Annotated in this window: 27 protein-coding genes; 20 read left to right on the top strand and 7 right to left on the bottom strand. The window is 56.7% G+C overall.

Features of this window, described 5'->3' with window-relative positions; all coding sequences use genetic code 11:
• Positions 1–16: 16 nt before the first annotated feature.
• The 18 genes from ACFIO0_RS09470 to cysE all read left to right on the top strand — a co-directional run bounded on the left by ACFIO0_RS09470 (position 17) and on the right by cysE (position 15028).
• Positions 17–1282: a terminase large subunit domain-containing protein gene (locus tag ACFIO0_RS09470; RefSeq protein ID WP_390915094.1), complete on the top strand. Its 1266-nt coding sequence runs from the start codon at positions 17–19 to the stop codon at positions 1280–1282.
• A 141-nt stretch (positions 1283–1423) separates the two neighbouring features.
• Positions 1424–2656, top strand: coding sequence for a phage portal protein (locus ACFIO0_RS09465; protein WP_390915093.1), 1233 nt, complete (start codon positions 1424–1426; stop codon positions 2654–2656).
• Complete coding sequence (locus ACFIO0_RS09460; RefSeq protein ID WP_390915092.1) at positions 2649–2876, top strand: hypothetical protein; 228 nt, start codon at positions 2649–2651, stop codon at positions 2874–2876. Before ACFIO0_RS09465 ends, ACFIO0_RS09460 begins: the two co-directional genes overlap by 8 nt.
• 37 nt (positions 2877–2913) lie before the next feature.
• Positions 2914–3492 (top strand): HK97 family phage prohead protease, encoded by a 579-nt coding sequence (locus ACFIO0_RS09455; RefSeq protein WP_390915091.1) that lies wholly within the window; start codon positions 2914–2916, stop codon positions 3490–3492.
• A 34-nt stretch (positions 3493–3526) separates the two neighbouring features.
• Entirely contained in the window at positions 3527–4705 is a 1179-nt protein-coding gene (locus ACFIO0_RS09450) for a phage major capsid protein (RefSeq protein WP_390915090.1), read from the top strand.
• A 178-nt stretch (positions 4706–4883) separates the two neighbouring features.
• Positions 4884–5483, top strand: a complete 600-nt coding sequence (locus ACFIO0_RS09445; RefSeq protein WP_390915089.1) for a head-tail connector protein — start codon at positions 4884–4886, stop codon at positions 5481–5483.
• Positions 5480–5818: a head-tail adaptor protein gene (locus ACFIO0_RS09440; protein ID WP_390915088.1), complete on the top strand. Its 339-nt coding sequence runs from the start codon at positions 5480–5482 to the stop codon at positions 5816–5818. The genes ACFIO0_RS09445 and ACFIO0_RS09440 overlap by 4 nt, the downstream gene beginning before the upstream one ends.
• Positions 5815–6225, top strand: coding sequence for a DUF3168 domain-containing protein (locus ACFIO0_RS09435; protein ID WP_390915087.1), 411 nt, complete (start codon positions 5815–5817; stop codon positions 6223–6225). The genes ACFIO0_RS09440 and ACFIO0_RS09435 overlap by 4 nt, the downstream gene beginning before the upstream one ends.
• A 26-nt stretch (positions 6226–6251) precedes the next feature.
• Positions 6252–6665 (top strand): phage major tail protein, TP901-1 family, encoded by a 414-nt coding sequence (locus ACFIO0_RS09430; RefSeq protein WP_390915086.1) that lies wholly within the window; start codon positions 6252–6254, stop codon positions 6663–6665.
• Between the two features lie 4 nt (positions 6666–6669).
• Positions 6670–6990 carry a GTA-gp10 family protein gene (locus ACFIO0_RS09425; protein WP_390915085.1) on the top strand — a complete coding sequence of 107 codons (321 nt, stop codon included), beginning with the start codon at positions 6670–6672 and terminating at the stop codon, positions 6988–6990.
• Positions 6987–7202 (top strand): rcc01693 family protein, encoded by a 216-nt coding sequence (locus ACFIO0_RS09420; RefSeq protein ID WP_390915084.1) that lies wholly within the window; start codon positions 6987–6989, stop codon positions 7200–7202. Before ACFIO0_RS09425 ends, ACFIO0_RS09420 begins: the two co-directional genes overlap by 4 nt.
• Positions 7195–7854: a phage tail tape measure protein gene (locus tag ACFIO0_RS09415; protein WP_390915083.1), complete on the top strand. Its 660-nt coding sequence runs from the start codon at positions 7195–7197 to the stop codon at positions 7852–7854. Before ACFIO0_RS09420 ends, ACFIO0_RS09415 begins: the two co-directional genes overlap by 8 nt.
• A gap of 19 nt (positions 7855–7873) precedes the next feature.
• On the top strand, positions 7874–8506 hold the full coding sequence (locus tag ACFIO0_RS09410) for a TIGR02217 family protein (RefSeq protein ID WP_390915082.1): 633 nt from the start codon (positions 7874–7876) through the stop codon (positions 8504–8506).
• Entirely contained in the window at positions 8506–9393 is an 888-nt protein-coding gene (locus tag ACFIO0_RS09405) for a DUF2163 domain-containing protein (RefSeq protein ID WP_390915081.1), read from the top strand. Before ACFIO0_RS09410 ends, ACFIO0_RS09405 begins: the two co-directional genes overlap by 1 nt.
• Positions 9390–9824, top strand: a complete 435-nt coding sequence (locus ACFIO0_RS09400; protein WP_390915080.1) for an NlpC/P60 family protein — start codon at positions 9390–9392, stop codon at positions 9822–9824. Before ACFIO0_RS09405 ends, ACFIO0_RS09400 begins: the two co-directional genes overlap by 4 nt.
• 3 nt (positions 9825–9827) lie before the next feature.
• Positions 9828–13754, top strand: coding sequence for a glycoside hydrolase TIM-barrel-like domain-containing protein (locus ACFIO0_RS09395; RefSeq protein ID WP_390915079.1), 3927 nt, complete (start codon positions 9828–9830; stop codon positions 13752–13754).
• A complete protein-coding gene (locus tag ACFIO0_RS09390) occupies positions 13754–14041 on the top strand; it encodes a hypothetical protein (RefSeq protein WP_390915078.1) in 288 nt (95 codons plus the stop codon). Before ACFIO0_RS09395 ends, ACFIO0_RS09390 begins: the two co-directional genes overlap by 1 nt.
• Positions 14042–14218: 177 nt before the next feature.
• A complete protein-coding gene (gene cysE / locus ACFIO0_RS09385; protein ID WP_390915077.1) occupies positions 14219–15028 on the top strand; it encodes a serine O-acetyltransferase in 810 nt (269 codons plus the stop codon).
• 79 nt (positions 15029–15107) lie between these two features.
• Here the strand turns inward: cysE and ACFIO0_RS09380 are convergent, their stop codons facing one another.
• From ACFIO0_RS09380 to ACFIO0_RS09355, 6 genes are all read right to left on the bottom strand, one after another.
• Entirely contained in the window at positions 15108–16391 is a 1284-nt protein-coding gene (locus tag ACFIO0_RS09380) for a pyruvate dehydrogenase complex dihydrolipoamide acetyltransferase (RefSeq protein WP_390915076.1), read from the bottom strand.
• 12 nt (positions 16392–16403) lie between these two features.
• Entirely contained in the window at positions 16404–17759 is a 1356-nt protein-coding gene (locus ACFIO0_RS09375; RefSeq protein WP_390915075.1) for a pyruvate dehydrogenase complex E1 component subunit beta, read from the bottom strand.
• Between the two features lie 12 nt (positions 17760–17771).
• Positions 17772–18761, bottom strand: coding sequence for a pyruvate dehydrogenase (acetyl-transferring) E1 component subunit alpha (gene pdhA / locus ACFIO0_RS09370; protein WP_390915074.1), 990 nt, complete (start codon positions 18759–18761; stop codon positions 17772–17774).
• A gap of 186 nt (positions 18762–18947) precedes the next feature.
• Positions 18948–19247 (bottom strand): septum formation initiator family protein, encoded by a 300-nt coding sequence (locus ACFIO0_RS09365; protein ID WP_390915314.1) that lies wholly within the window; start codon positions 19245–19247, stop codon positions 18948–18950.
• 102 nt (positions 19248–19349) lie between these two features.
• Positions 19350–20123 (bottom strand): SDR family NAD(P)-dependent oxidoreductase, encoded by a 774-nt coding sequence (locus ACFIO0_RS09360; RefSeq protein ID WP_390915073.1) that lies wholly within the window; start codon positions 20121–20123, stop codon positions 19350–19352.
• A gap of 75 nt (positions 20124–20198) precedes the next feature.
• Entirely contained in the window at positions 20199–21392 is a 1194-nt protein-coding gene (locus ACFIO0_RS09355) for a phosphoglycerate kinase (protein ID WP_390915072.1), read from the bottom strand.
• A 151-nt stretch (positions 21393–21543) separates the two neighbouring features.
• Between ACFIO0_RS09355 and ACFIO0_RS09350 the strand changes: the two genes are divergently transcribed.
• Positions 21544–22053, top strand: coding sequence for a peptidylprolyl isomerase (locus ACFIO0_RS09350; protein ID WP_390915071.1), 510 nt, complete (start codon positions 21544–21546; stop codon positions 22051–22053).
• Positions 22046–22597, top strand: coding sequence for a peptidylprolyl isomerase (locus ACFIO0_RS09345; protein ID WP_390915313.1), 552 nt, complete (start codon positions 22046–22048; stop codon positions 22595–22597). The genes ACFIO0_RS09350 and ACFIO0_RS09345 overlap by 8 nt, the downstream gene beginning before the upstream one ends.
• 93 nt (positions 22598–22690) lie before the next feature.
• Here ACFIO0_RS09345 and ACFIO0_RS09340 read toward each other — a convergent pair whose 3' ends face one another.
• Complete coding sequence (locus ACFIO0_RS09340; RefSeq protein ID WP_390915070.1) at positions 22691–23152, bottom strand: GNAT family N-acetyltransferase; 462 nt, start codon at positions 23150–23152, stop codon at positions 22691–22693.
• Between the last annotated feature and the right edge of the window lie 69 nt (positions 23153–23221).

Below are 23221 nucleotides of genomic sequence, written 5' to 3'. Positions count from 1 at the left end.
GGATGAGGGGGACCTGATGGCTCTCCCTTTTTTGTTTGAATTTTGGGCGATGGAACATCAGTTACCCCCCGAAGGTGACTGGCGTGCCTGGGTCAGCATGGGCGGCCGTGGTGCCGGTAAAACCCGTGCTGGTGCGGAATGGGTCAGATCCAAAGTTGAGGGCGCATTGCCGCTGGATGCGGGGGAATGTTCGCGTGTGGCCTTGGTCGGTGAAACCATCGAGCAGGTGCGTGAAGTGATGATTTTCGGGGACAGCGGTATCATTGCCTGTTCGCCGCCGGATCGCTGTCCTGAATGGCGTGCCTCGCGCAAGCGGCTGGAATGGCCAAACGGCGCGGTCGCAACGGTTCACACCGCGCAAGATCCCGAAGGGCTGCGTGGTCCGCAATTCGATGCGGCCTGGGTCGATGAATTGGCCAAGTGGAAACGCGGTCAGGAAACCTGGGACCAATTGCAATTTGCGCTGCGCTTGGGGGATTTGCCGCAGGTTTGCGTGACGACAACGCCGCGCAACGTGGATGTTCTCAAGAATCTTTTGGGGGCGTCGACAACGGTGATGACCCACGCGCCAACCGAAGCGAATGCTGCCAATCTGGCGGGTCCGTTTTTGGAAGAAGTGCGTCGCCGTTATGCCGGTACCCGTCTTGCCCGCCAAGAATTGGACGGCGAGCTGTTGATGGACACGCAAGGCACGCTGTGGCCAAACGAGTTGATCGAAGGCGCGCAGGTCGAAAAAGCACCGAGCGATTTGGACCGCATTGTTGTGGCCCTTGATCCGGCGATCACCAGCGGATCCAGTTCGGATGAATGCGGCATCGTTGTTGTCGGCGCGCATCTGAAAGGCCCGCCGCAAGACTGGAAGGCCTACGTTCTGGCCGACTGCACTATCAAAGGCGCGCGTCCGGCAGAATGGGCGCAGGCGGCGATTTCAGCGATGGAACAATTCGGTGCGGACCGGTTGGTGGCCGAAGTGAACCAAGGCGGCCAGATGGTTGCCGAAGTCATTCGCCAAGTTGATCCGATGGTACCGTACCGCGCGGTGCATGCCACACGTGGCAAAGTTGCGCGGGCCGAACCGATTGCAGCGCTTTATGAACAAGGTCGCGTGAAACACGTGACGGGCGGTCTCGCACAGCTTGAGGCGCAGATGAACAAGATGACATCTGGGGGCTATGATGGTTCTGGATCGCCTGACCGCGTTGATGCGTTGGTGTGGGCGTTGCACGATCTGATGATCGATCCTGCGGCCAAGTGGCGCCAACCCGGTGTGCGTTCGTTATAGCACCGTACGGTCGGTTAACCGGTTTTAGAGCTGGAATTTAGTAGAAATGTTGAAGAAAGGGCGCATGCCAGTCTGGCGGCGTCCTTTTGTTTTGGCGGCATCCATTGGGGCGCTGTCTGAAAATGGATAGGAGCGACAGTCATGGTTTTTGATTTTTTGCGGCGCGGTGGGGCTGGGGTCCAAGTTGGGGCTCAGGTTGGGGCTCAAGCACAAACGCCAGAGCAAAAGGCCAGCGCTACGGGCCCGATTGTGGCCCACCAAACATCCGGCCGCGTGGCCTGGAGCCCGCGTGACACGGTGTCTTTGACGCGCACAGGTTTTTCGAGCAATCCGGTCGGGTTTCGCTCGGTCAAATTGATCGCAGAGGCCGCCGCCGCATTGCCATTGGTGATGCAAGACCGCGAGCGCCGTTACGATGTGCACCCGTTGTTGCAACTGGTGAACCGCCCGAATGCAGCGCAGGGTCGCGCTGAATTGCTTGAGGCGCTGTATGGTCAGATTTTACTGTCAGGCAACGGCTACATCGAGGCCGTCTTGACCGAAGACGCAGCACCAGCAGAGCTGCATGTTTTGCGCTCTGACCGGATGTCGGTTGTACCGGGGTCTGATGGCTGGCCGGTGGGCTATGAATATGCCGTGTCGGGGCGCAAGCATCGCTTTGATGCACGTGGTGTGGTTTCTCCGATCTGCCACATCAAGAGCTTTCACCCTCAAGATGACCATTACGGGTTCAGCCCGATGCAGGCCGCTGCGATGGCCGTGGATGTGCACAACAGTGCGTCCCGCTGGTCCAAAGCGTTGCTTGATAACGCGGCCCGTCCGTCCGGTGCGATTGTTTACAAAGGGGCCGAGGGCCAAGGGTCTTTGTCCAGTGATCAATACGATCGTCTGGTCAGCGAAATGGAAAGCCATCATCAGGGCGCGCGCAATGCGGGCCGTCCAATGCTGCTTGAGGGTGGTCTTGATTGGAAACCGATGGGCTTTTCCCCATCCGACATGGAATTCCAGAAAACCAAAGAATCTGCCGCGCGTGAGATCGCGTTGGCCTTTGGGGTGCCGCCAATGTTGCTGGGTATTCAGGGCGATGCGACCTATTCCAACTACCAGGAAGCCAACCGCGCGTTTTACCGTCTGACGGTTTTGCCGCTGGCAACGCGGGTTACGGCCGCCTTGGCCGATTGGCTGAGTGCCTATTCCGGAGAACCGGTCGAGCTGAAGCCGGATCAAGATCAGGTGCCGGCCTTGTCTGCGGAACGCGATGCACAGTGGAAACGCGTCGCGGATGCGTCATTCCTGACCTTGGCAGAAAAACGCAGCTTGTTGGGTTTGCCTGCACAAGCAGAAGATGACCTTAAGGACGGTGCGGATGGATGATCCACGCATGTTTGAGCGGTTTGAATGCGCGCCAGGCTTGCGATTACAGGCGCATGAGAAAATGGCAGAGCTGCATTACACCAACATCGACCGTCGTCTTGACCGGCTCGAAGAGATGATGGAACGGCTGGAAAAGCGTTTGTGGTTAACGGTTTACGGCGTGTTGGCGGTGATTTTGGCGCAGGCATTTCAATCGTTCATGGTGGCTGTGCCGGGCTAGGCGCGCTGGATTTTCACACAACAGATAGGAGTGACCAATGGAATTGGACACGAGTTTAGAACGCAAGTTCGCCCGATTTGGTGACGGCTTGCAGGTGCAAGAAGACGGTCTGGTGATCGAGGGCTACGCCAGCTTGTTTGGCGCAGCGGATCAGGGCGGCGACGTGGTTGTGACGGGGGCCTACGCGCGATCGCTCAGCGCTCTGACAGCCCGTGGTGGCAAGGTCAAAATGCTATGGCAGCATGACCCTGCACACCCCATCGGAATTTGGGACGAGGTCCGCGAAGACGCCAAAGGCCTCTGGGTCAAAGGGCGTCTGCTGGACACCGTGGCAAAAGGGCGCGAAGCGGCAGCTTTGATCGAGGCAGGGGCCATTGACGGCCTGTCGATCGGGTATCGCACCGTGCGCGCCTCAAAGAACGACAAGGGCCAACGGCTCTTGAGTGAACTGGAGCTTTGGGAGGTGTCGTTAGTCACATTCCCGATGCTGCCCAGTGCCCGCATACAGGATGCGGTTGCTGCAAAATCGGACGCTGTAAACACAGCCGATGATGATGCTTTGCGGGCGATGGCGGTGGCCTTTGAGGCTGCGCGCACCGAATTGGCGCGCAGCTAAGCGCCTTATTTTCAACCAACGATAGGACGTGCCTATGACCAAGACTGAGAGCAATTCTCGGGCTGGCGGAGCTATGACCGCAGCCCAAGATGTCAGCCAGGCCATGACTGGTTTTGTAACTGACTTCAAAGGCTTCCAAGCCGACATTCAGAAAAAACTTCAACAAACAGAAGAGCGATTGACCATGCTGGACCGTAAATCAAATACTGCAATGCGCACACCTTTGGCAGGTGCCACAGACGTGGGCGCGCCACACCAAAAAGCCTTTAACGCTTACTTGCGTTCCGGCGAAGATGATGGCCTGCGTGGCCTTGAAGTCGACGTCAAAGGCCTGTCCACAGCTGTGAACAGCGATGGTGGCTATTTGGTAGATCCACAAACATCCGACACCGTGAAATCGGTGTTGAATGCCACGGCGTCTATCCGTGCAATCGCCTCTGTTGTGCATGTCGAAGCGACATCTTATGACGTTTTGGTTGACCACTCTGACGTGGAAAGCGGCTGGGCGACCGAAGCTGCATCTGTGAACGAAGGTGGCACGCCAACGATCGACCGCATCACGGTCCCGTTGCACGAGCTGTCCGCGTTGCCAAAAGCATCCCAGCGTTTGCTGGATGACAGCGCATTCGACATCGAGGGCTGGTTGGCCGGTCGTATCGCCGACAAATTCGCCCGCGCCGAGGCATCTGCGTTCATCAACGGTGACGGCATCGACAAGCCAAAGGGCTTTCTTGCACACGCCACAGTGGACAATGACGTTTGGGCCTGGGGCAACTTGGGCTACGTGCCATCGGGCGCTGACGGCGACGTCACGGGTGATGCGATTGTTGATTTGGTCTATGCGCTGGGTGCAGAATATCGCGCCAACGGCACGTTCGTCATGAACTCGAAAACCGCCGGTCTGGTGCGCAAGCTGAAAGACAACGACGGTCGTTTCTTGTGGGCTGATGGTTTGGCGGCTGGCCAACCTGCGGTTCTGATGGGCTATCCGGTTCTGATCGCCGAAGACATGCCAGATGCGGCAACGGATTCAACCTCCATCGCATTTGGTGATTTCTCTGCCGGTTACACGGTTGCGGAGCGTCCTGATCTGCGCGTCTTGCGTGACCCGTTCAGCGCCAAACCACACGTCCTGTTCTATGCCACAAAACGTGTTGGCGGCGATGTCAGCGATTTCGCAGCGATCAAGTTGCTGAAATTCGCGACTGCTTAACAGCAGCTCGTGAGTGCTGGGGGAGGCTTCATAGGCTTCCTCCAGGCCGGGCGCGTGTCACAAATGCGTGCGTTGTCTAGCTGCTCCCCTCTGTCCGAGCAACGCAGGCAGGCGTGTGCCCGGTCCTTTTTGTGGTTCCTGCGATGGGGCCAGAGCAGGGTAATACTGGAGATTTTCCATGATGTTGATCGAAGAAACTGCGGTGCCTGAGGCGGCTCTCCCAGTTGAAGAATTCAAGGCGCATTTGCGCTTGGGCACAGGTTTTGCCCCTGACACGTTGCAAGACGGCGTGTTGCATAGTTTTTTACGCGCTGCTTTGGCAGCGATCGAGGCGCGCACCGGCAAGGTTTTGCTTGAGCGCGGGTTCAGCTGGACGTTGACCATGTGGCGCGATGTGCGTGCACAAGCATTGCCTGTGGCCCCGATTGGCGCGATCAATCAGGTTAGTCTGATCGGCAGTGATGGTGTGTCTGTACCAGTCTTGTCCGACGTTTATTGGTTGGAACAAGACACCCACCGCCCACGTCTGCGCGCCTCTGGTGCAATGCTGCCGCACATCCCACAAGCGGGATCCGTCAAGGTCAGTTTTAACGCAGGCTACGGCCAGAACTGGTCTGACATTCCGGCGGATCTGGGGCAGGCGGTCATGTTGCTGGCGGCGCATTACTACGAATACCGCAACGAAACGTCGCTTAGTGACGGGTGCATGCCATTTGGTGTCAGCAGCCTGATCGAGCGCTACAAAGTGCTGCGTGTCTGGACGGGTGGTGTAAGATGAGCATCCCTCAGCTAAATCACCAGATGACGCTGGAATCGCCGATGCACCAATCGGATGGTGCGGGCGGTTACACCGAAACATGGACGCCGGTTGGTCAAATGTGGGCCGAATTGATCGGGCGTTCGGGGCGGGCAACGGTGCTGGGCAACGCGCCAGTGTCCACGGGCAGCTACAAAATCACCGTACGCGGTGCGCCGCAGGGTGATCCGCGTCGTCCAATGGCAGAGCAGCGGTTTCGCGCAGGTCTTCGGATTTTCGCCATCCAGGCGGTGGTCGAGCGGGACGCGCAGAGCCGTTATCTGACCTGCTTTGTGGATGAAGAGGTGGCGACATGAGTTATGCCTTGTCTGCGCCGCTTCAGGCGGCTGTGTATCAAGCCCTAAGCGATGATAACGATCTGATGACGCTTGTTGGTCCGGCAATTTACGACGCCATTCCTTCGGGCACTTTGCCGCCGCTTTACGTGACTTTGGGGCCCGAAACGGTTCAGGACGCATCGGACAAGACCGGGTCGGGGGCTGTGCACCAGTTCACGATCAGCGTCATCACCGACGCACCCGGGTTTGCTGCCGCCAAAGAGGCCGCCGCCGCTGTCAGCGACATTTTGCACGACGGCGCACTGACCCTGTCACGCGGGCGTTTGGTGTCATTGTTATTTGAACGTGCAGTGGCCAGCCGTATCGATGGTGCCACGGGTCGCAAGATTGATCTGCGCTTTCGGGCGCGTGTCGAAGACGATTAACCCCTAAAATTTCAGGAGGCTTCCTCATGGGTGCTCAAAACGGCAAGGACCTGTTGGTCAAAGTAGACATGACCGCGGACGGTCAATTCGAAACAATTGCTGGTCTGCGTGCGACACGCGTCAGCTTTAATGCGGAAACGGTCGATGTGACCTCGCTCGAGAGCGAAGGCGGATGGCGCGAACTGCTAGGCGGTGCGGGTGTGCGCTCTGCCTCGATTTCGGGGTCGGGTGTGTTCAAAGACGAAGGCACGGACGAACGCGCGCGCCAGTTGTTCTTTGACGGTGAAACGCCTGATTTCCAGGTGATCATCCCCGATTTCGGGATCATCGAGGGCCCGTTTCAGGTCACGGCGCTGGAATACAGCGGCAGCCACAACGGCGAGGCGACCTACGAGGTGTCTCTGGCCAGCGCCGGCTTGCTGAACTTTACGGCACTTTGATCACATGACCAATCCTTGGAGGGGCGATGTGGCGCTGGTCATCAATGGCGAGCGTCAGATCATGCGGCTGACCTTGGGCGCGCTTGCGTCTTTGGAAGCTGAGCTGGAGGTTGGATCACTTGTGGATCTGGTGGAGCGTTTTGAAAGCACCGCGTTTTCTGTGGCTGACGTTTTGGCGTTGTTGCAGGCGGGCTTGCAGGGCGGTGGCTGTGCACTGACGCCGGACGAGCTGGCAAACGCGGACATCGCGGGTGGCCCGATGGGGGCAGCCCGCGCGGCAGCAGAGTTGTTGGCCCGAGCGTTTGTTGTGCCTGATCCGGCATGAGCACAGCGCATCCAAAACTGGATTGGGCCGCGCTGATGCGGGCTGGTCTGCAAGGTTTGGGCATGCCGCCGGATGAATTCTGGCGGCTGACCCCGGCGGAATTACAGATCATGCTGGGCGATTTTGGGGCCAAGGCACCACTGCTGAGCACGGGTCTGGATGCTTTGATGGCCGCCTATCCGGACAAACAAGAGGAACATCACAATGAGTGAAGATGAAGGGTACGGTAGCTTGGACAATGCCGCAGACCAACTGAGCGACAGTGTCGGATCAGCCGTGTCGATGGTCGGCGTGTTCAGCGGTGAATTGTCTCGTATGCGCAGCACGTTGGCCGCAACCGGGCAGGATGTTGCAACATTGGAACGGGGCCTGTCAGGCGGTCTGCGCAAAGCGTTTGACGGCGTGGTTTTTGGCAGCTCGTCCATGTCGGATGCACTGCGCACGGTGGCCACGTCACTGATTACCACCACCTACAACGCGGCGATGAAACCCGTGACCAACCACTTTGGTGGGCTGTTGTCACAAGGGGTTGGTAATCTGGTGGGGAACATTTTGCCCTTCGCAGATGGTGCACCGTTCAGTCAGGGCCGCGTGATGCCCTTTGCCACAGGCGGCATTGTCAGTAGTGCCACGCCCTTTGGGATGCGCGGCGGCATGGGCGTGATGGGCGAAGCCGGACCAGAGGCGATCATGCCGCTGGCCCGTGGTCCTGACGGCAAATTGGGTGTGCGCGGTGCGGGCGGTGGCTCTGGCAACGTCGTGTTCAACATCACAACGCCGGATGTGCAGGGTTTCAAACGCTCGCAAAACCAGATTGCCGCACAGATGAGCCGCGCACTTGGGCGTGGCAGCCGCAACCGTTAACGCGACAGGGAGAAGAGCAATGGATTTTCACGAAGTCAGATTTCCGACCTCGCTAAGCTTTGGCGCATTGGGCGGACCAGAACGACGCACCGAGGTGGTCACACTGGCCAATGGCCATGAGGAACGCAACAGCCCTTGGGCCCATTCCAAACGTCGCTATGACGCCGGTCTTGGTATGCGGTCTTTGGACGACATGGAATTGGTGATCGCGTTTTTCGAAGCCCGCTTGGGTCAAAAGCACGCATTCCGCTGGAAGGACTGGGCGGATTTCAAATCTTGTCGCGCCTCGCGTGGGCCTGCGTTTGGGGATCAGGAATTGGCGCTTGGCGACGGGGTCACGGCGGTGTTTCCGCTGGTGAAAACCTATCGATCCGGTCCTAGCCAATACGTGCGTCCGATCACCAAACCGGTGGTTGGCACGGTGCGGATCGGGATTGAACAGGACGAGATGCAAGAAAGCATCGACTACGAGGTGGATGAAACCACTGGATTGGTCACGTTTTCGCATCCGCCCGACAAGGCGATGCAGATCACGGCGGGTTATGAATTTGACGTGCCGGTGCGTTTTGACACGGATCAGATCTACACCAGCGTTGCCAGTTTTCAGGCGGGCGAAGCACCGAATGTGCCGATCCTGGAGGTACGTGTGTGATGGTCGGTCAATCAGAAGCATTTTTGGCGCATGCAGCGACCGGGCACACGACATTCAGTCGCGCTTGGGCGATCGAGCGGACGGATGGTGTGGCCTATGGGTTTACCGATCACGATCTGGATTTGTCGTTTGAAGACATGACGTTCAAGGCGGAAACGGGTTTAAGTGCGGCGGCATTGGCGCAAAGCACAGGGCTGTCTGTGGACAACACCGAAGCGCTGGGCGCGTTGACGGATGCATCGGTGCGCGAAGAAGATATCGAAGCGGGGCGTTTTGATGGTGCAGAAGTGCGCGCGTGGATGGTCAACTGGGCCGATGTGTCAGAACGCTGGCTGCAGTTTCGCGGCACAATCGGGGAAATGCGCCGTTCTGGTGGTGCCTTCCATGCTGAATTGCGCGGACTAACAGAAGCGTTGAACCGCCCGTTGGGCCGCATTTATCAAAAACCGTGTACGGCTGTTTTTGGGGATAACAGCTGTGGGTTTGATGCGCTTAGCCCGGGCTTTTTTACCGATATCGAAGTTGTCGAGGTCGAAAGCCGACGTGTTTTCCGCTGGGAAGGCTTTAGCGATTTTGACCCGCAATGGTTCCAGCGCGGACGCTTGGAAATTCTAAGCGGCGATGGCACAGGCCTGTGGGGCAGCATCAAGGACGATCGTTTTGATGGAACCACACGTATTGTGGAATTGTGGGAGCCGTTACGTGGTGATGTTAGCGCAAGTACAGTTGTGCGACTAATCGCAGGCTGCGACAAACGTTTCGAAACTTGCCGCACGAAATTTTCAAATATCGTTAATTTTCAAGGGTTCCCAGATTTGCCAGGCGAAGACTGGCTGATGGTCAGCCCGAAATCCAGCGGTGTAAACAGCGGCGGAAGCCGTCGATGAACGGGCGTGTTATCACAGCGGCACGTGGCTGGATTGGTACGCCTTATGTGCATCAAGCCTCTGTGCGCGGAGCCGGCAGTGATTGTCTGGGCCTGTTGCGCGGTGTGTGGCGCGAAGTGTTGGGTGCGGAACCTGAAACGCCGCCAGCCTACACGATGGATTGGTCTGAACCGCAAGGCGAAGAACGGTTGTGGGCTGCGGCCTTGCGCCATCTTAAACCCAAAGAAACAGACGCTGAGCATGGTGGCGATCTGCTGTTGTTTCGTATGCGCAGCACAGGCGTGGCCAAACATTTGGGGATCGCTGCTGAAACCGGCGCGTCCTCGACTTTTATTCATGCCTACAGCGGGCACGGCGTGGTCGAAAGCCCGCTGAGTGCCCCGTGGCGACGCCGCATTGTGGCGCGTTTTGAATTTCCAACAGGAGAGTAACTGATGGCTACGGTACTTCTATCGGCAGCGGGCGCGGCGGTTGGCGGCTCGATTGGGGGCACCTTTGCGGGGTTGTCCAAAGCAGTGATCGGGCGCGCCATTGGTGCGACGCTGGGCAAAGTGGTTGATCAACGTCTAATGGGCCAAGGCTCTGACGTGGTGGAAAGCGGGCAGGTGGACCGGTTCCGTTTGACCAATGCCGGCGAAGGCGAGCCGATCGCGCAAGTCTATGGCCGCATGCGCATTGGCGGGCAAATCATTTGGGCCTCGGATTTTCGGGAAACAACGACGGTTACCGGTGGCGGCGGCAAAGGAAGTGGGCCCAGCCAACCGACGACCAAGGAATACAGCTATTCGGTCAGCCTCGCGATTGCGATCTGCGAGGGTGAAATCGTGCGCATTGGCCGCGTTTGGGCCGACGGAGAAGAGATCGCGCCGGATGATTTGAATATGCGGGTTTACACCGGCAATCTTGATCAACTGCCCGATCCAGCGATGGAGGCCATTGAAGGCACAGGGTCTGTTCCTGCGTATCGTGGCACCGCTTATGTCGTCATGGAAGACCTTGCATTGCAGATTTTTGGCAATCGGGTCCCGCAGTTTTCGTTTGAAGTAATCCGTCCCGAGCAGCCAGACGAAGAGGGTGCCGAAAATGAAATGACCCGCGCGATCAAAGCGGTCGCGTTGATGCCGGGTACCGGTGAATATGCGTTGGCGACGACGCCTGTTTATTACACCGATGGCTCAACGGGTCGGTGGAGTGCAAATGTAAATTCGCCAGCCGGCAAGTCTGATTTTGCATTGTCTGTTGAATCACTGGGCGAAGAACTGCCAAATTGCGAAGCGGCGTCGTTGATCGTTTCATGGTTTGGGGATGATTTGCGGTGCGGCAATTGTACGTTGCGCCCAAAGGTCGAGCGTAAAGACATCGAAGGTCAGAACATGCCGTGGTCCGTGTCGGGTATGAATCGTGCGCAAGTGTCTGAAATTGCGCAAGCAGAGGGACGTCCGATCTACGGGGGCACACCGTCTGATGCTTCTGTGATTGAAGCGATCAAAGCGATGAACGCAGCCCAGAAAGCGGTCATGTTTTACCCGTTTATCCTGATGGATCAGGTTGATGGGAACACTTTGCCGGATCCGTATTCTGATGCTGATACGCAGCCAAACCTGCCGTGGCGTGGGCGTATTACAACCAGTAAAGCCGCGGGCATTGATGGATCCGTTGATGGAACGGCAGCAGCGCAGAGCGAAGTCGATGCGTTCTTTGGCACCGCCACGGCTGCGGATTTTTCAATTGGCGCTGGCATTGTCACGTATTCCGGACCGCAAGAATGGAGTCTGTCGCGCTTTATTTTGCACTACGCAGCGCTGTGTGCCGCGGCGGGTGGTGTTGACGCATTTTGCATCAGCTCTGAAATGCGCGGGCTGACGCAAATTCGCGGTGAGGCGAACAGCTTTCCCACCGTCACGCGGTTAATCGCATTGGCGGGTGAAGTGCGCGCACTGGTCGGGCCAAACACCAAAATCAGCTATGCCTCTGATTGGTCGGAGTATTTTGGCTACCAACCGCAGGATGGAACCGGCGATCGGTTCTTTCATCTGGATCCGTTGTGGTCAGATCCGAACATCGATTTCATTGGCATCGACAACTACATGCCGCTGTCGGATTGGCGAGAAGGGCAGAACCACACGGACGCTGTGTTCGGTGATATTTACAATCTTGAGTATCTGACTAGCAACATTGAGGGCGGCGAAGGCTATGACTGGTACTACCATTCTGTCGACGCCGAGGCCGCGCAAATCCGCACACCGATCACGGACGGCGCTGAATCCGAACCCTGGGTCTATCGCTATAAGGATTTGCGCAGTTTCTGGAGCCTGGTGCATCACGAGCGCATAGCCGGGGTGCGTATGCTTGCCCCAACCGCTTGGGAGCCGCAGTCAAAACCGATCTGGTTTACTGAAATGGGTTGTGCGGCCATCGACAAAGGCACCAACGAGCCGAACAAATTTCTGGACCAGAAATCGTCTGAAAGCAGCCTGCCCAAGCACTCGACTGGCGCGCGGGATGATTTGATCCAAAAGCAGTATTTGCGTGCGATGGCGACGCATTGGAATTCTGATGCGAACAATCCGACCTCAGAGCTGTATGACGGGCGCATGATCGACATGACCCGTGCGTTTGTCTGGGCATGGGACACGCGCCCCTATCCGTTCTTTCCCAACAATCTGGCCGTTTGGAGCGATGGCGAAAACTATGCACGTGGGCACTGGATTAATGGGCGCACGTCTTCTCGGAGTTTGGCGTCAGTTGTCAGCGAGATTTGTGATCGCGCCGGGCTGAAACACTATGATATTTCAGGTCTGTACGGATACGTGCGGGGGTATGTGAACACTCAAACCGGTGAGGCACGCGCGTCTTTGCAGCCGTTGATGCTCCGGTATGCGTTTGACGCGATTGAACGCGATGGCGTGTTGTATTTTGTGATGCGCGACGGTCACAACGCCGTGGATCTTGATCGCGGTTTTCTTGCGCTTAGTGGTGATCTGGATGGATCACTGGAACAAACCCGCGATTCCGAAGCAGACTTGGCTGGGCGGGTTCGTGTAAAATTTGTGCAAGCGGATGCGAATTTCGAGGCTGTAAGCGAAGAAGCAGTCTTGTCTGATGACGCAACGCACGCTGTGTCCTCAAGTCAGGTGCCCTTAGCCCTCACACGCGCCGAAGGACGTCAGGTCTCTGAGCGTTGGTTGACGGAATCGCGCCTTGCCCGCGACATGGTGCGCATGGCGTTGCCGCTCTCCAAAATCAACGTGGGGGCAGGGGATGTCGTTCGACTGTCTGCTGATGGCAATGAAGGGTCGTCTTTGTACCGCGTGGATCGAGTGGAACACGGGGCGTCGCAGTTGATTGATGCAGTGCGCATCGAACCCGAAGTGTATGTGCCATCTGATATCTCAGAAGAACTGGCGCGGGTAGAGGCCTTTGTCGCACCGGTGCCTGTGGTGCCATTGTTCTTGGATTTGCCGTTGATAACAGGCAGCGAAACCGTGCATGCGCCCTACATCGCGGCAACGGGGGTGACGTGGCCCGGTGACGTGGCTGTGTACCAGTCTTCTACGGATGAAGATTATGTTTTGAATTCAGTGCTCTCGGCGCGCTCAACAATGGGATTGACCCAAAATGCGATGGGTTCGGCCTGTTCCAGTATCATTGATCATGGCGCTGATTTGCAAGTGAAGCTGACGTTTGGTGCGCTGTCTTCTATTACGCAAAACGCGATGCTCGCTGGTGGCAATCTGGCGGCCATTGGTGATGGGAGCACGGGGCGTTGGGAGGTGTTCCAATTCCGTGACGCCGAAATTGTCGCGCCGGGGACTTATGCGCTGCGGCATCGTTTGCGGGGGCAATTGGGGACTGACGGGTTGATGCCAGATGCCTGGCCGGAAAACTCTTGGTTCGTGTTGCTGAATGGTTTGCCTCAGCAGATCAATCTGGCGTCGAATTTGCGCAATGTAGAGCAGAACTTTCTTATTGGCCCTGCGCGCCGGTCTTATGATGATCCGTCATACCTTAAACAATCGCATGCGTTTGCGGGCAATGGCCTGCGCCCGTACGCACCGGTGCATGTGCGCGCCAATTTGGGGGCGGGGGATCACGGGTTTGAATGGACCCGCCGGACACGTTTTGACGGTGATGATTGGGATGCACTGGATGTGCCACTGAACGAAGAAACCGAACGTTATCAAGTCCGTGTCTCTGTCGCGGGAGCTGTTTTGCGCGAAGATATCGTAGATACACCCAATTGGATTTACGCGGTTGCAGACAGGGGCGACGACGGGATTGCGGGCTTGTACTCATTCGAGGTGGCGCAAGTGTCGGCGCGCTTTGGTACCGGCTTGTTCCGCTCAATCGAAGTTGTGTGATGCGATCAGTCTTACACAGTGACGTCATAACGGCCGCTCGGGTTTTATTCGCATTGGACGCAGCCGAGCGGCCGTTGATGATCGCGCAACTGGTAAAGCAAGCCGATTGCGCAGACCGTTTTACACGCCGGTTGGGCAAACCGCATCCGGAATGGGGCAATGGCACACTGGGCGCTGCGGCGCGCCAATATCCTTTAGCGGACGAACCCGGCCTTAGCGTACCTGAGTATTGCGCTTGTTTGACGCTTGTCTTGGATGGCTTAGTGGCGCATCGCAATCGCCATTGATGCACTTGGGATTGCGAAAGCAGTAACATTCTAAGTGGGTGAGTTTTGAACGCCTTACTCCGCAGGGGTCGGCAAAAATTGGGTCATTCAAAATGGAAATATGTCTCATCACAGGTTTGCGTTTGGCAATTTGTCACTTAGATGACTATTCTAAGTAAGGACATTGAGAGGTTGACCATGGCTGAAGCGCAACGAAATATCGCCGCCCTTGACCCGGTTTGGGAACGGATCACCACTGAGGCTCGACAGGCCGTATCGGACGAACCGTTGATCGGTGGATTTGTGCATGCTTGTATTTTACATCACAAGTCACTGGAAAAAGCACTGTCTTACCGGATAGCCGCCAAATTGGCATCCAATGAGATGTCGATGGTTGTGGTTCGTGAGATTGTAGAAGAGGCATATGCCGCCGACCCGGAATTGGTAGCAGCGGCCCGTGCTGATTTGGTCGCGATTTTTGAACGTGATCCTGCTTGTTACCGGTTGTTGCAGCCGATCCTGTATTTCAAAGGGTATCAAGCAATCCAAGCCTACCGTGTCGGCCACCACTTATGGACGCAAGGCCATCGCGATCTTGCGTATTTTGTACAAATGCGTGTGTCAGAAATTTTTGGCGTCGACATTCACCCTGCTGCCCGTTTGGGTCGTGGCATTATGATCGACCACGCACATTCTATCGTGATCGGTGAAACGGCTGTTGTCGGTGACAACGTGTCGATGCTGCACTCGGTGACATTGGGTGGAACCGGCAAAGAAGAAGAAGATCGTCACCCCAAAATCGGCAACGGCGTGCTGATTGGGGCGGGTGCCAAAGTGCTTGGGAACATCAAAGTCGGAGACTGCAGCCGGATTGCAGCGGGCTCTGTCGTGCTCGAAGAAGTGCCGTCCTGCAAGACAGTTGCCGGGATTCCGGCGCGGATTGTCGGCGAGGCCGGATGCGATCAGCCGTCTGTTTCCATGAACCACATGTTGGGTCCACAGGACTAAACTCACCACAGAATTAAAAAAGCCGGGGCTGATGCCTCGGCTTTTTTTGTTTCAGGTCAGCGTTCGCAAGCTAAGAGGCTTAGGCGAGCATCGCGACCGGATTTTCGAGGTTCTCGACAATCGCGTTGAGCAGATGAGCACCCAGCGCGCCGTCAATCACACGGTGATCAACGCTGAGGGTCACGGACATTACCGTTGCCGCACTCAGATCGCCATCTGGCCCCACGATAGGCCGTTTCTTGCCAGCCCCAACCGCTAGAATGGCTCCGTGCGGCGGATTGATCACAGCATCAAAGTTGTCGATCCCGAACATCCCCAGGTTAGAAATCGCAAAGCTGCCACCTTGATACTCGTGCGGCGCAAGCTTGCGATCACGCGCACGGGACGCGAGGTCCTTCATTTCGGCAGACAGCGCCGAAAGCGATTTCATTTCCGAATCTTTTAGCACTGGCGTAAACAGGCCACCCTCGATGGCCACGGCCACGGCAACATCGGATGGCTTCAATTTGAATACCCGGTCACCTGCCCAAACAGCGTTTGCGTCTGGAACTGTCTGCAATGCCAAAGCGCAGGCTTTGATGATGAAATCGTTTACCGACAATTTTACGCCGCGTGCTTCAAGCTGTTTGTTCAACGTGCCACGGAACGTAAGCAATGCGTCCAATTGAATGTCGCGGCGCAAGTAGAAATGCGGCACGGTCTGTTTGGCTTCGGTCAGGCGCGCGGCAATGATCTTGCGCATCCCGTCCAGCGGTACTTCTTCGTATTCGCGCCCCTCGTACATTTTGGCGATCGCGCTGGCCGATGGGCCCGCAGCAATAGCCGGTGCGGCAGATGCGCTTGCGACAGGGGCCGGCGATACATCGGATTTGGGTTGCGCAGTTGCATCCTCAACGTCCGCTTTGACAATGCGACCGCGTGGGCCAGAGCCAGCAATCGCGTTTAGGTCCAGGCCTTTTTGTGCTGCGATGCGTCGTGCCAAAGGTGAGGCAAAAACGCGTTCGCCACTGGCAGCGACCGGTGCTGTCGGGGCAGGGGCCTGTGCGGCCACAGCCGGAGCGGATGCGGGCGCCGCGTCAGCAGCAGGTGCACTTGGTGCAGTTACATCGCTCGTACTTTCGCCGTCTTCCAGCATCATCGCAATCACTGTGTTCACTTTGACACCTTCAGAGCCTTCAGCGATCAGGATTTTCCCGACGACACCTTCATCGACGGCCTCAAATTCCATCGTCGCTTTGTCTGTCTCGATCTCGGCCAACAGGTCGCCGGATTGCACCGTGTCCCCCTCCTTGACCAACCATTTTGCAAGTGTGCCTTCTTCCATCGTCGGAGAAAGCGCGGGCATCAGAATTTCGATTGTCATTGTGGATGCTCCTTACTTGTAAGTGACTTGTTTCACAGCGGCGATCACTTCGTCGGTTGTGATCAGCGCGTGGCGTTCAAGGTTGGCGGCGTAGGGCATTGGCACGTCCTTGCCGGTGCAATTGATCACCGGTGCGTCAAGGTAGTCAAACGCCTCTTGCATGATCACAGAGCTGATATAACTGCCGACGGAGCCTTGTGGCCAACCTTCTTCAACGGTCACGCAACGGTTTGTTTTCATGACAGATTTGATAATCGCGGGCGTATCCATCGGACGTAGTGTACGCAGGTCGATGACCTCGGCGCTGATGCCGTCTTCGGCCAGTTTGTCAGCAGCCTCCAGGGCGTATTTCATCCCGATACCAAAGCTCACGATGGTGACATCCGTGCCTGTGCGCCAAATGCGCGCCTTGCCAAACGGCACTGTGTAGTCGTCAATGTCGGGGACATCGAAACTTTGGCCGTAGAGAATTTCGTTCTCCAAAAATATCACAGGGTTGTCGTCGCGAATTGCAGTCTTCATCAGACCTTTGGCGTCGGATGCAGAATATGGCATCGCGACTTTCAAACCGGGCACTTGCATGTACCACGCCGCGTAGTCTTGCGAGTGTTGTGCACCAACACGTGCCGCAGCGCCGTTCGGTCCACGAAACACCATGGGCGCGCCCATTTGGCCGCCTGACATGTACAACGTCTTGGCCGCAGAGTTGATGATGTGATCAATCGCCTGCATCGCAAAGTTGAAGGTCATGAATTCAACAATCGGGCGCAATCCGCCAAATGCTGCACCAGTCGCGATACCGGCAAAACCGTGCTCGGTGATCGGTGTGTCGATCACGCGGCGCGATCCGAATTCGTCGAGCATGCCTTGGCTGATTTTGTAAGCCCCTTGGTATTCTGCGACCTCTTCGCCCATCAAAAACACATCGTCGTTGGCGCGCATTTCTTCGGACATACCGTCGCGCAAAGCTTCGCGAACTGTCTGCTGTTTCAGCTTGGTGCCCTCTGGCCAGTCGGGCGTTTCGTCGACTTGGGGCGCGGCAGGTGCCTCGGAGACAGGCGCTGCGGCGGCGGGGGCCGGTGCTGCGGCCACTGGGGCAGGGGCCGCGATGTCGTCGACGCTTTCGCCATCTTCGACCAAAATCGCAATCGCCACGTTCACTTTGACGCCTTCGGTGCCTTCGGCGATCAGGATTTTACCAATCACACCTTCATCGACGGCTTCAAATTCCATCGTTGCTTTGTCGGTTTCGATCTCGGCCATGATATCGCCGGATTTTACAGTGTCGCCCTCTTTGACGAGCCACTTGGCCAACGTGCCTTCTTCCATTGTCGGAGAGAGCGCGGGCATGAGAATTTCAGTTGCCATTTCAATCTCTCCTTATGCGTAAATGTCGGTCCACAGCTCTTCAAGAGCTGGTTCCGGACTGTTTTTGGCGAATTCAGCAGAAGCATTCACAACCGCCTTGATGTCTTTGTCGATGGCCTTCAGGTCATCCTCAGTGGCGTGTTTGCCGGTCAACAACAGCTCGCGGACCTGTTCAATCGGGTCACGTTCGTCGCGCATTTTCTGGACCTCTTCGCGGGTCCGGTATTTTGCAGGATCCGACATCGAGTGACCACGATAGCGGTAGGTTTTGATTTCCAGAATGTAGGGGCCTTTGCCCGCGCGGCAGTGCGCAACAGCAGTTTCGCCCGCGGCTTTGACCGCCAAAACATCCATGCCATCAACCGCTTCGCCTTTGATCCCGAACGCCAAACCACGTTCGTAGATTTCGGCAGAAGAAGTTGATCGTTGCTGTGACGTCCCCATCGCATATTGGTTGTTTTCGATCACAAAGATACAGGGCAACCCCCACAACGCGGCCATGTTAAACGTTTCATAAACTTGGCCTTGGTTCGCAGCGCCATCGCCAAAATAGGTGAACGATACGCGCCCGTTGTCTTTGTATTTGTCAGCAAACGCGAGGCCGGCACCCAGGGGCACCTGCGCGGCAACAATGCCGTGGCCGCCATAAAAATGCTTCTCTTTGCTGAACATGTGCATGGAGCCACCCTTGCCCTTGGAATAGCCACCTTCGCGGCCTGTCAGCTCGGCCATGACGCCGTTGGGGTCCATGCCACAGGCCAACATGTGGCCGTGATCGCGGTAGGATGTGATACGCTTGTCGCCCTCTTCGGCAGCGGCCTCTAGGCCAACAACAACGGCTTCTTGTCCGATGTAGAGGTGGCAAAATCCACCAATCAGCCCCATTCCATACAATTGTCCGGCTTTTTCTTCAAAGCGGCGGATCAACAGCATGTCTTTGTAATAGGCTTTTAACTCTTCGGCTGAAGCGTTGGTCTGTTTCGTCGTTTTGCGCGCGGCCATGCGGCATCCTCCACGTTAAGAAGCGTCTTGTGAAAGGTCAGTGTCGCAGGACCTAACAAAGATAGTTTAGCGTTAAACTATCTTTTACAGGATTCGTGTTCAAAGCGCGAGAGTCAATATGTCGCGCAGATCAAAATCCACATAAATTAAAGATATTAAGGGGTTATGGGGTGTCAGGCCAGCGCGTTAGCGAATGACAATCTCATCCGCGCGCAACATGCCCAGAACCTTGCGGGTCTGTTCGTCGAGCAAATCAAGATCTAGATAGTCGTCGGACAGACGTTTGGTCAGGTTTTCCATCCGCGCCACATCCGCCTGAACGCGCAGCAACTGCATTTGCAAATCTTCGGCCTCGGCGGTAATTTCTACGCGCCGGAACAACCCATAATCCCCCTGCACAGCGGCAAAGGTGAAGTAGACGCCCAAAGAAAAGGCGACGGCGAAAAATGCAAAAGTGCCAAACGCAGGACGTGCGATGCGGTTCATATGGGTCTGCCTCATGCCGCCTCTTGATGGGCGGATGGGATGGTTATGCCACAGGCGATTCGGTTTGTGAATCCCCTGATTCGCACAGCAGTCCAAAACGGCCTAGGACTTGCCCATGATGATTTTGGTGGACCATGTGACCAGTGAACGTGGGGCAACGCGCGGAAAGAACGCAAAGATTTTGTTCACCAGACCCGGCACCGAAATACGCCCGCCGCCCAAGGCCTTGGCCCAACCTGCTTTGGCGACTTGATGCGCATCGCCAACCAATCCCATTTTCAAAATGCGAACGTCATGCATGTCTGCCGCGTCGAAAAAACTGGTGGCGGTGGCCCCGGGACACAGGGCGGTGATGGTCACACGACTGCCGCGCAATTCTTCGGCGACGGCCTCGGACAGGGACAAAACATAGGCCTTGGTTGCATGATAAACTGCCATGTTCGGGCCCGGCAAAAACGCCGCGGTCGATGCGACGTTCAAGATGCGCCCCGATCCGGTCTCGCTCATGTGCGCAACCGCCAATTTCATCATGCGGGTCAGGGCGAGGATGTTGACGTTGATGCTGGCCAGCTCGCGCTCCCATCCGTCATCTACAAAGGGGCCATTGCGACCAAGCCCTGCGTTGTTCACCAGAAAATCGATGGTGCGGCCTTCAACTGCGGTGGCCCACAACCGCTCGACTTCGGCCAAATCGTTTAGATCCGCAGGGATAACGACCACTTTAACGCCGCCCGCGCGCAAATCATTGGCAAGCATGTTTAACTTATCTTCGGACCGCGCTGTCAGGATAATGTTGCGCCCGCCCTTGGCGGCGATCCGGGCAAATTCAGCGCCCAATCCTTCGGAGGCTCCGGTGATTAAGGTCCAGTTTTCCATGTAACGCTCCTGACACTCGTCTAACTAAGCTGCAGGGTAGCCGCAAACCGACAGGCGTGGCAAAACAGAAGCGTGTTACCCACCCAAGGCTGCAACACCGGGCAGGGTTTTGCCCTCCATCCATTCCAAAAACGCGCCACCTGCGGTGGAAATATAGGTGAAATCGTCGGCTGCACCCGCCAAGTTCAACGCCGCGACGGTGTCACCACCACCCGCAACCGTCACCAGCGCGCCTGCGCGTGTGGCATGCGCTGCGGCTTTGGCAGCTTTCATCGTGGCAATGTCGAACGGTTCAATTTCAAATGCGCCCAGCGGGCCGTTCCAGATCAAAGTCTTGAGCGTTTTGAATTCATCCAAGATCACATCAACCGCGGCGTCACCGGCATCCAGTACCATTTGGTCGGCTGCAAGGACGGTGTTTTGATCCAGCGTTACCATGTCGTAGGCAGCACCTGCTTTGAATTCACGGGCCACGCGGCCATCGACGGGCAGGATGATGCGACAGCCTGCGGTTTCGGCCTTTATCATGATGTCGCGGGCGGTGTCGTGCAAATCGGGTTCCTGCAGGGATGCGCCCAAATCAGCGCCCATCGCGCCCAGAAATGTGTTCGCCATGCCGCCGCCGATCACCAGAACATCCAGTTTGCCAACAAGATTGGCCAGCAAATCCAGCTTGGTCGACACTTTTGCGCCGCCGACAACCGCGCCAACAGGGCGGGTTGGGGTGCTAAGAGCGGTCTCAAGCGCTGACAATTCCGCCTGCATCAAACGACCGGCACAGGATGGCAACAATTGCGCCAACCCTTCGGTGGACGCGTGCGCGCGGTGGGCTGCAGAAAACGCATCGTTACAGTAAACGTCACCCAATGCGGCAATGCGGGCGGCAAATTCCGGGTCATTGGCCTCTTCGCCGGGATAAAAGCGGATGTTTTCCAGCAATAGGATGCTGGCGTTTTCGTCCTCTGAGGTGCGCGCCTCGGCCCCTTCAAGGGTTTCCACCAAAGACACCGACTGGCCAAACGCTTTTTCCAAAGCGGGCAAGCATACGCGCAGGGACAGATCCAAGACGACTTTGCCTTTTGGGCGACCAAAGTGCGCCAGCAAAATCGGGCGACCACCTTTGGCCAAAATATCCGCAACCGTCGGCGCAATACGTTCTATCCGCGTCGCATCTGTCACCAGACCGTTTTCCACGGGCACGTTAATATCAATGCGCACCAGCACCCGTTTGCCCGCAAGCTCCATATCATCCAGTGATTTCCAGCCCATCTTGCGCGATCCTTTTTTACCCAATTCTAGGCGTTGTGTTGCCTGAAACGGGCCGAAGGTCAATCATCTCGCCCAGATGTGTGCGGGCTTGCCTTGGCAATTGGTCCCGCGCGCTTTAGGTAACATCCCAGACAGATGACAGGAGAGCCAAATGGCCGATATTAAAGATCCCGAAAACACGATCCTGATGGAGCTGAAAGGTGGCACCGTCACCATCGAATTGCTGCCAAAGATCGCCCCGAAACACGTCGAGCGTATGAAAACGCTGGTGCGCGCAGGCGAGTACGACAACGTCGCATTCCACCGCGTAATCGACGGCTTTATGGCGCAAACAGGCGACGTACAGCACGGCGACATGGAAGACGGGTTTAACATCCGCATGGCTGGCACCGGTGGGTCCTCCTACGATGATCTGCCAGCCGAATTTTCCAAAGTGCCACACGCACGTGGATCCATTGGCGCGGCACGTTCTGCCAACCCTGATTCCGCCAACAGCCAGTTTTTCATCAACTTTGGTGACAACGCATTCCTGAACGGCCAGTACACAGTCTATGGCCAAGTCATGAGCGGCATGGAACATGTCGATGCGTTGACGCGCGGCGAGCCACCAGCGGAACCTGATCGCATGATCAGCGTGAAAGTGGCCGCAGATGCTGAGTAAGCTCGCATTTGCTGTGGCGCTGCTGGCCAGTCCAGCGGTTGCCTCTGGCATCCAGATCGAAGTCGAAGGTGAAGGGGCCAATGGCACCATCACGATCGATTTGTTCGAGGACATCGCCCCAAATCACGCCGAGCGTATTACCGCATTGGCCACAGACGGGCAGTACGATGGCGTGGTGTTCCACCGCGTGATCGACGGCTTTATGGCGCAAACAGGCGACGTGCAATACGGCAACATGGATGGTGATATCCGTCTTGCTGGTCGCGGCGGGTCCGAAATGGGCAAGATCGACGCGGAATTCTCTGACATCCAATATGATGCTGCAGGCATTGTTGGCATGGCACGCTCGCAAGACGTGAACAGCGCCAACAGCCAGTTTTTCATCATGTTTGGCCCGTACCCGTCATTGTCAGGGCAGTACACTGTCGTTGGCAAAGTGACAGGCGGCCAAGATGTCGTGGATAAAATCAAGCGCGGCTTGGGTCCAAACGGTGCCATGATAGGGGCACCGGATGTTATGAAAAAGGTCACTGCAATCAAGTAAACTGGCGGGGTGCGCGACACGCGCACCTTACGGGCTTGCATAAACCTGTCACTGGCCCGCGCACACTCGGCGGGCCAGGACTTTGTGTCCGATTTAGGCCAGCGACTTCCAAAAGACGACTTTGTCGTCTCCCGGTGCCCAGAAATCTCGAATACGGGCCTCTTCGCTGTATCCGTTCTTTTGATAGAATGCGCGGGTTTGCGCGAATTCATCCGTTCCTGACGTGTCAGCGATCAGGATGCGTGCTCCGCGTTCCCTTAGCTCTGTTTCCAGATGTGCCGTGATCGCACAGCCGCAGCCGTTGCCTTGCGCGCTTGGCAAGACAGCGATGGCGAGCATGTTCCACGCCCCGTCAGCCAGCTCTTCCGGAACTGCATAGCAAAACCCGACGGGCTTGCCGTCAGCCTCGCATGTCAGCCAGATATCGGCGCTGTCATTTTCAGATAGAAAACCGCCCACCATGTCAGGCAGCATTTCACTTGGGAAAAGCGCGGTGCCGTCAAGCACCTCCTGCAAGGCGGCGATATCGTCGTGCTTTGTTGATCGTATTTTCATCGGTCTTTCGTCTTTCTCAGTATCGTCACACGCGCCAATATTGCGCAGTGCAACGGGCGCATAAACCCG

It is taken from the genome of Pseudosulfitobacter sp. SM2401 (assembly GCF_042932805.1).
Taxonomy (GTDB): Bacteria; Pseudomonadota; Alphaproteobacteria; order Rhodobacterales; family Rhodobacteraceae; genus Ascidiaceihabitans.
The sequence above is the reverse complement of the archived record's forward strand: the minus strand, read 5'-3'. Positions and strand labels throughout refer to the sequence as shown.

Coding starts and splice junctions, on each gene's coding strand:
- ACFIO0_RS09395 (WP_390915079.1), top strand. CDS start 9,828: ATGGCTACGGTACTTCTATCGGCAGCGGGCGCGGCGGTTGGCGGCTCG.
- ACFIO0_RS09470 (WP_390915094.1), top strand. CDS start 17: ATGGCTCTCCCTTTTTTGTTTGAATTTTGGGCGATGGAACATCAGTTA.
- ACFIO0_RS09390 (WP_390915078.1), top strand. CDS start 13,754: ATGCGATCAGTCTTACACAGTGACGTCATAACGGCCGCTCGGGTTTTA.
- ACFIO0_RS09340 (WP_390915070.1), bottom strand. CDS start 23,152: ATGAAAATACGATCAACAAAGCACGACGATATCGCCGCCTTGCAGGAG.
- ACFIO0_RS09400 (WP_390915080.1), top strand. CDS start 9,390: ATGAACGGGCGTGTTATCACAGCGGCACGTGGCTGGATTGGTACGCCT.
- ACFIO0_RS09415 (WP_390915083.1), top strand. CDS start 7,195: ATGAGTGAAGATGAAGGGTACGGTAGCTTGGACAATGCCGCAGACCAA.
- ACFIO0_RS09380 (WP_390915076.1), bottom strand. CDS start 16,391: ATGACAATCGAAATTCTGATGCCCGCGCTTTCTCCGACGATGGAAGAA.
- ACFIO0_RS09440 (WP_390915088.1), top strand. CDS start 5,480: ATGAGCATCCCTCAGCTAAATCACCAGATGACGCTGGAATCGCCGATG.
- ACFIO0_RS09375 (WP_390915075.1), bottom strand. CDS start 17,759: ATGGCAACTGAAATTCTCATGCCCGCGCTCTCTCCGACAATGGAAGAA.
- ACFIO0_RS09430 (WP_390915086.1), top strand. CDS start 6,252: ATGGGTGCTCAAAACGGCAAGGACCTGTTGGTCAAAGTAGACATGACC.
- ACFIO0_RS09350 (WP_390915071.1), top strand. CDS start 21,544: ATGGCCGATATTAAAGATCCCGAAAACACGATCCTGATGGAGCTGAAA.
- ACFIO0_RS09365 (WP_390915314.1), bottom strand. CDS start 19,247: ATGAACCGCATCGCACGTCCTGCGTTTGGCACTTTTGCATTTTTCGCC.
- ACFIO0_RS09420 (WP_390915084.1), top strand. CDS start 6,987: ATGAGCACAGCGCATCCAAAACTGGATTGGGCCGCGCTGATGCGGGCT.
- ACFIO0_RS09410 (WP_390915082.1), top strand. CDS start 7,874: ATGGATTTTCACGAAGTCAGATTTCCGACCTCGCTAAGCTTTGGCGCA.
- ACFIO0_RS09450 (WP_390915090.1), top strand. CDS start 3,527: ATGACCAAGACTGAGAGCAATTCTCGGGCTGGCGGAGCTATGACCGCA.
- cysE (WP_390915077.1), top strand. CDS start 14,219: ATGGCTGAAGCGCAACGAAATATCGCCGCCCTTGACCCGGTTTGGGAA.
- ACFIO0_RS09445 (WP_390915089.1), top strand. CDS start 4,884: ATGATGTTGATCGAAGAAACTGCGGTGCCTGAGGCGGCTCTCCCAGTT.
- ACFIO0_RS09360 (WP_390915073.1), bottom strand. CDS start 20,123: ATGGAAAACTGGACCTTAATCACCGGAGCCTCCGAAGGATTGGGCGCT.
- ACFIO0_RS09435 (WP_390915087.1), top strand. CDS start 5,815: ATGAGTTATGCCTTGTCTGCGCCGCTTCAGGCGGCTGTGTATCAAGCC.
- ACFIO0_RS09425 (WP_390915085.1), top strand. CDS start 6,670: ATGACCAATCCTTGGAGGGGCGATGTGGCGCTGGTCATCAATGGCGAG.
- ACFIO0_RS09405 (WP_390915081.1), top strand. CDS start 8,506: ATGGTCGGTCAATCAGAAGCATTTTTGGCGCATGCAGCGACCGGGCAC.
- ACFIO0_RS09460 (WP_390915092.1), top strand. CDS start 2,649: ATGGATGATCCACGCATGTTTGAGCGGTTTGAATGCGCGCCAGGCTTG.
- ACFIO0_RS09455 (WP_390915091.1), top strand. CDS start 2,914: ATGGAATTGGACACGAGTTTAGAACGCAAGTTCGCCCGATTTGGTGAC.
- ACFIO0_RS09465 (WP_390915093.1), top strand. CDS start 1,424: ATGGTTTTTGATTTTTTGCGGCGCGGTGGGGCTGGGGTCCAAGTTGGG.
- ACFIO0_RS09355 (WP_390915072.1), bottom strand. CDS start 21,392: ATGGGCTGGAAATCACTGGATGATATGGAGCTTGCGGGCAAACGGGTG.
- pdhA (WP_390915074.1), bottom strand. CDS start 18,761: ATGGCCGCGCGCAAAACGACGAAACAGACCAACGCTTCAGCCGAAGAG.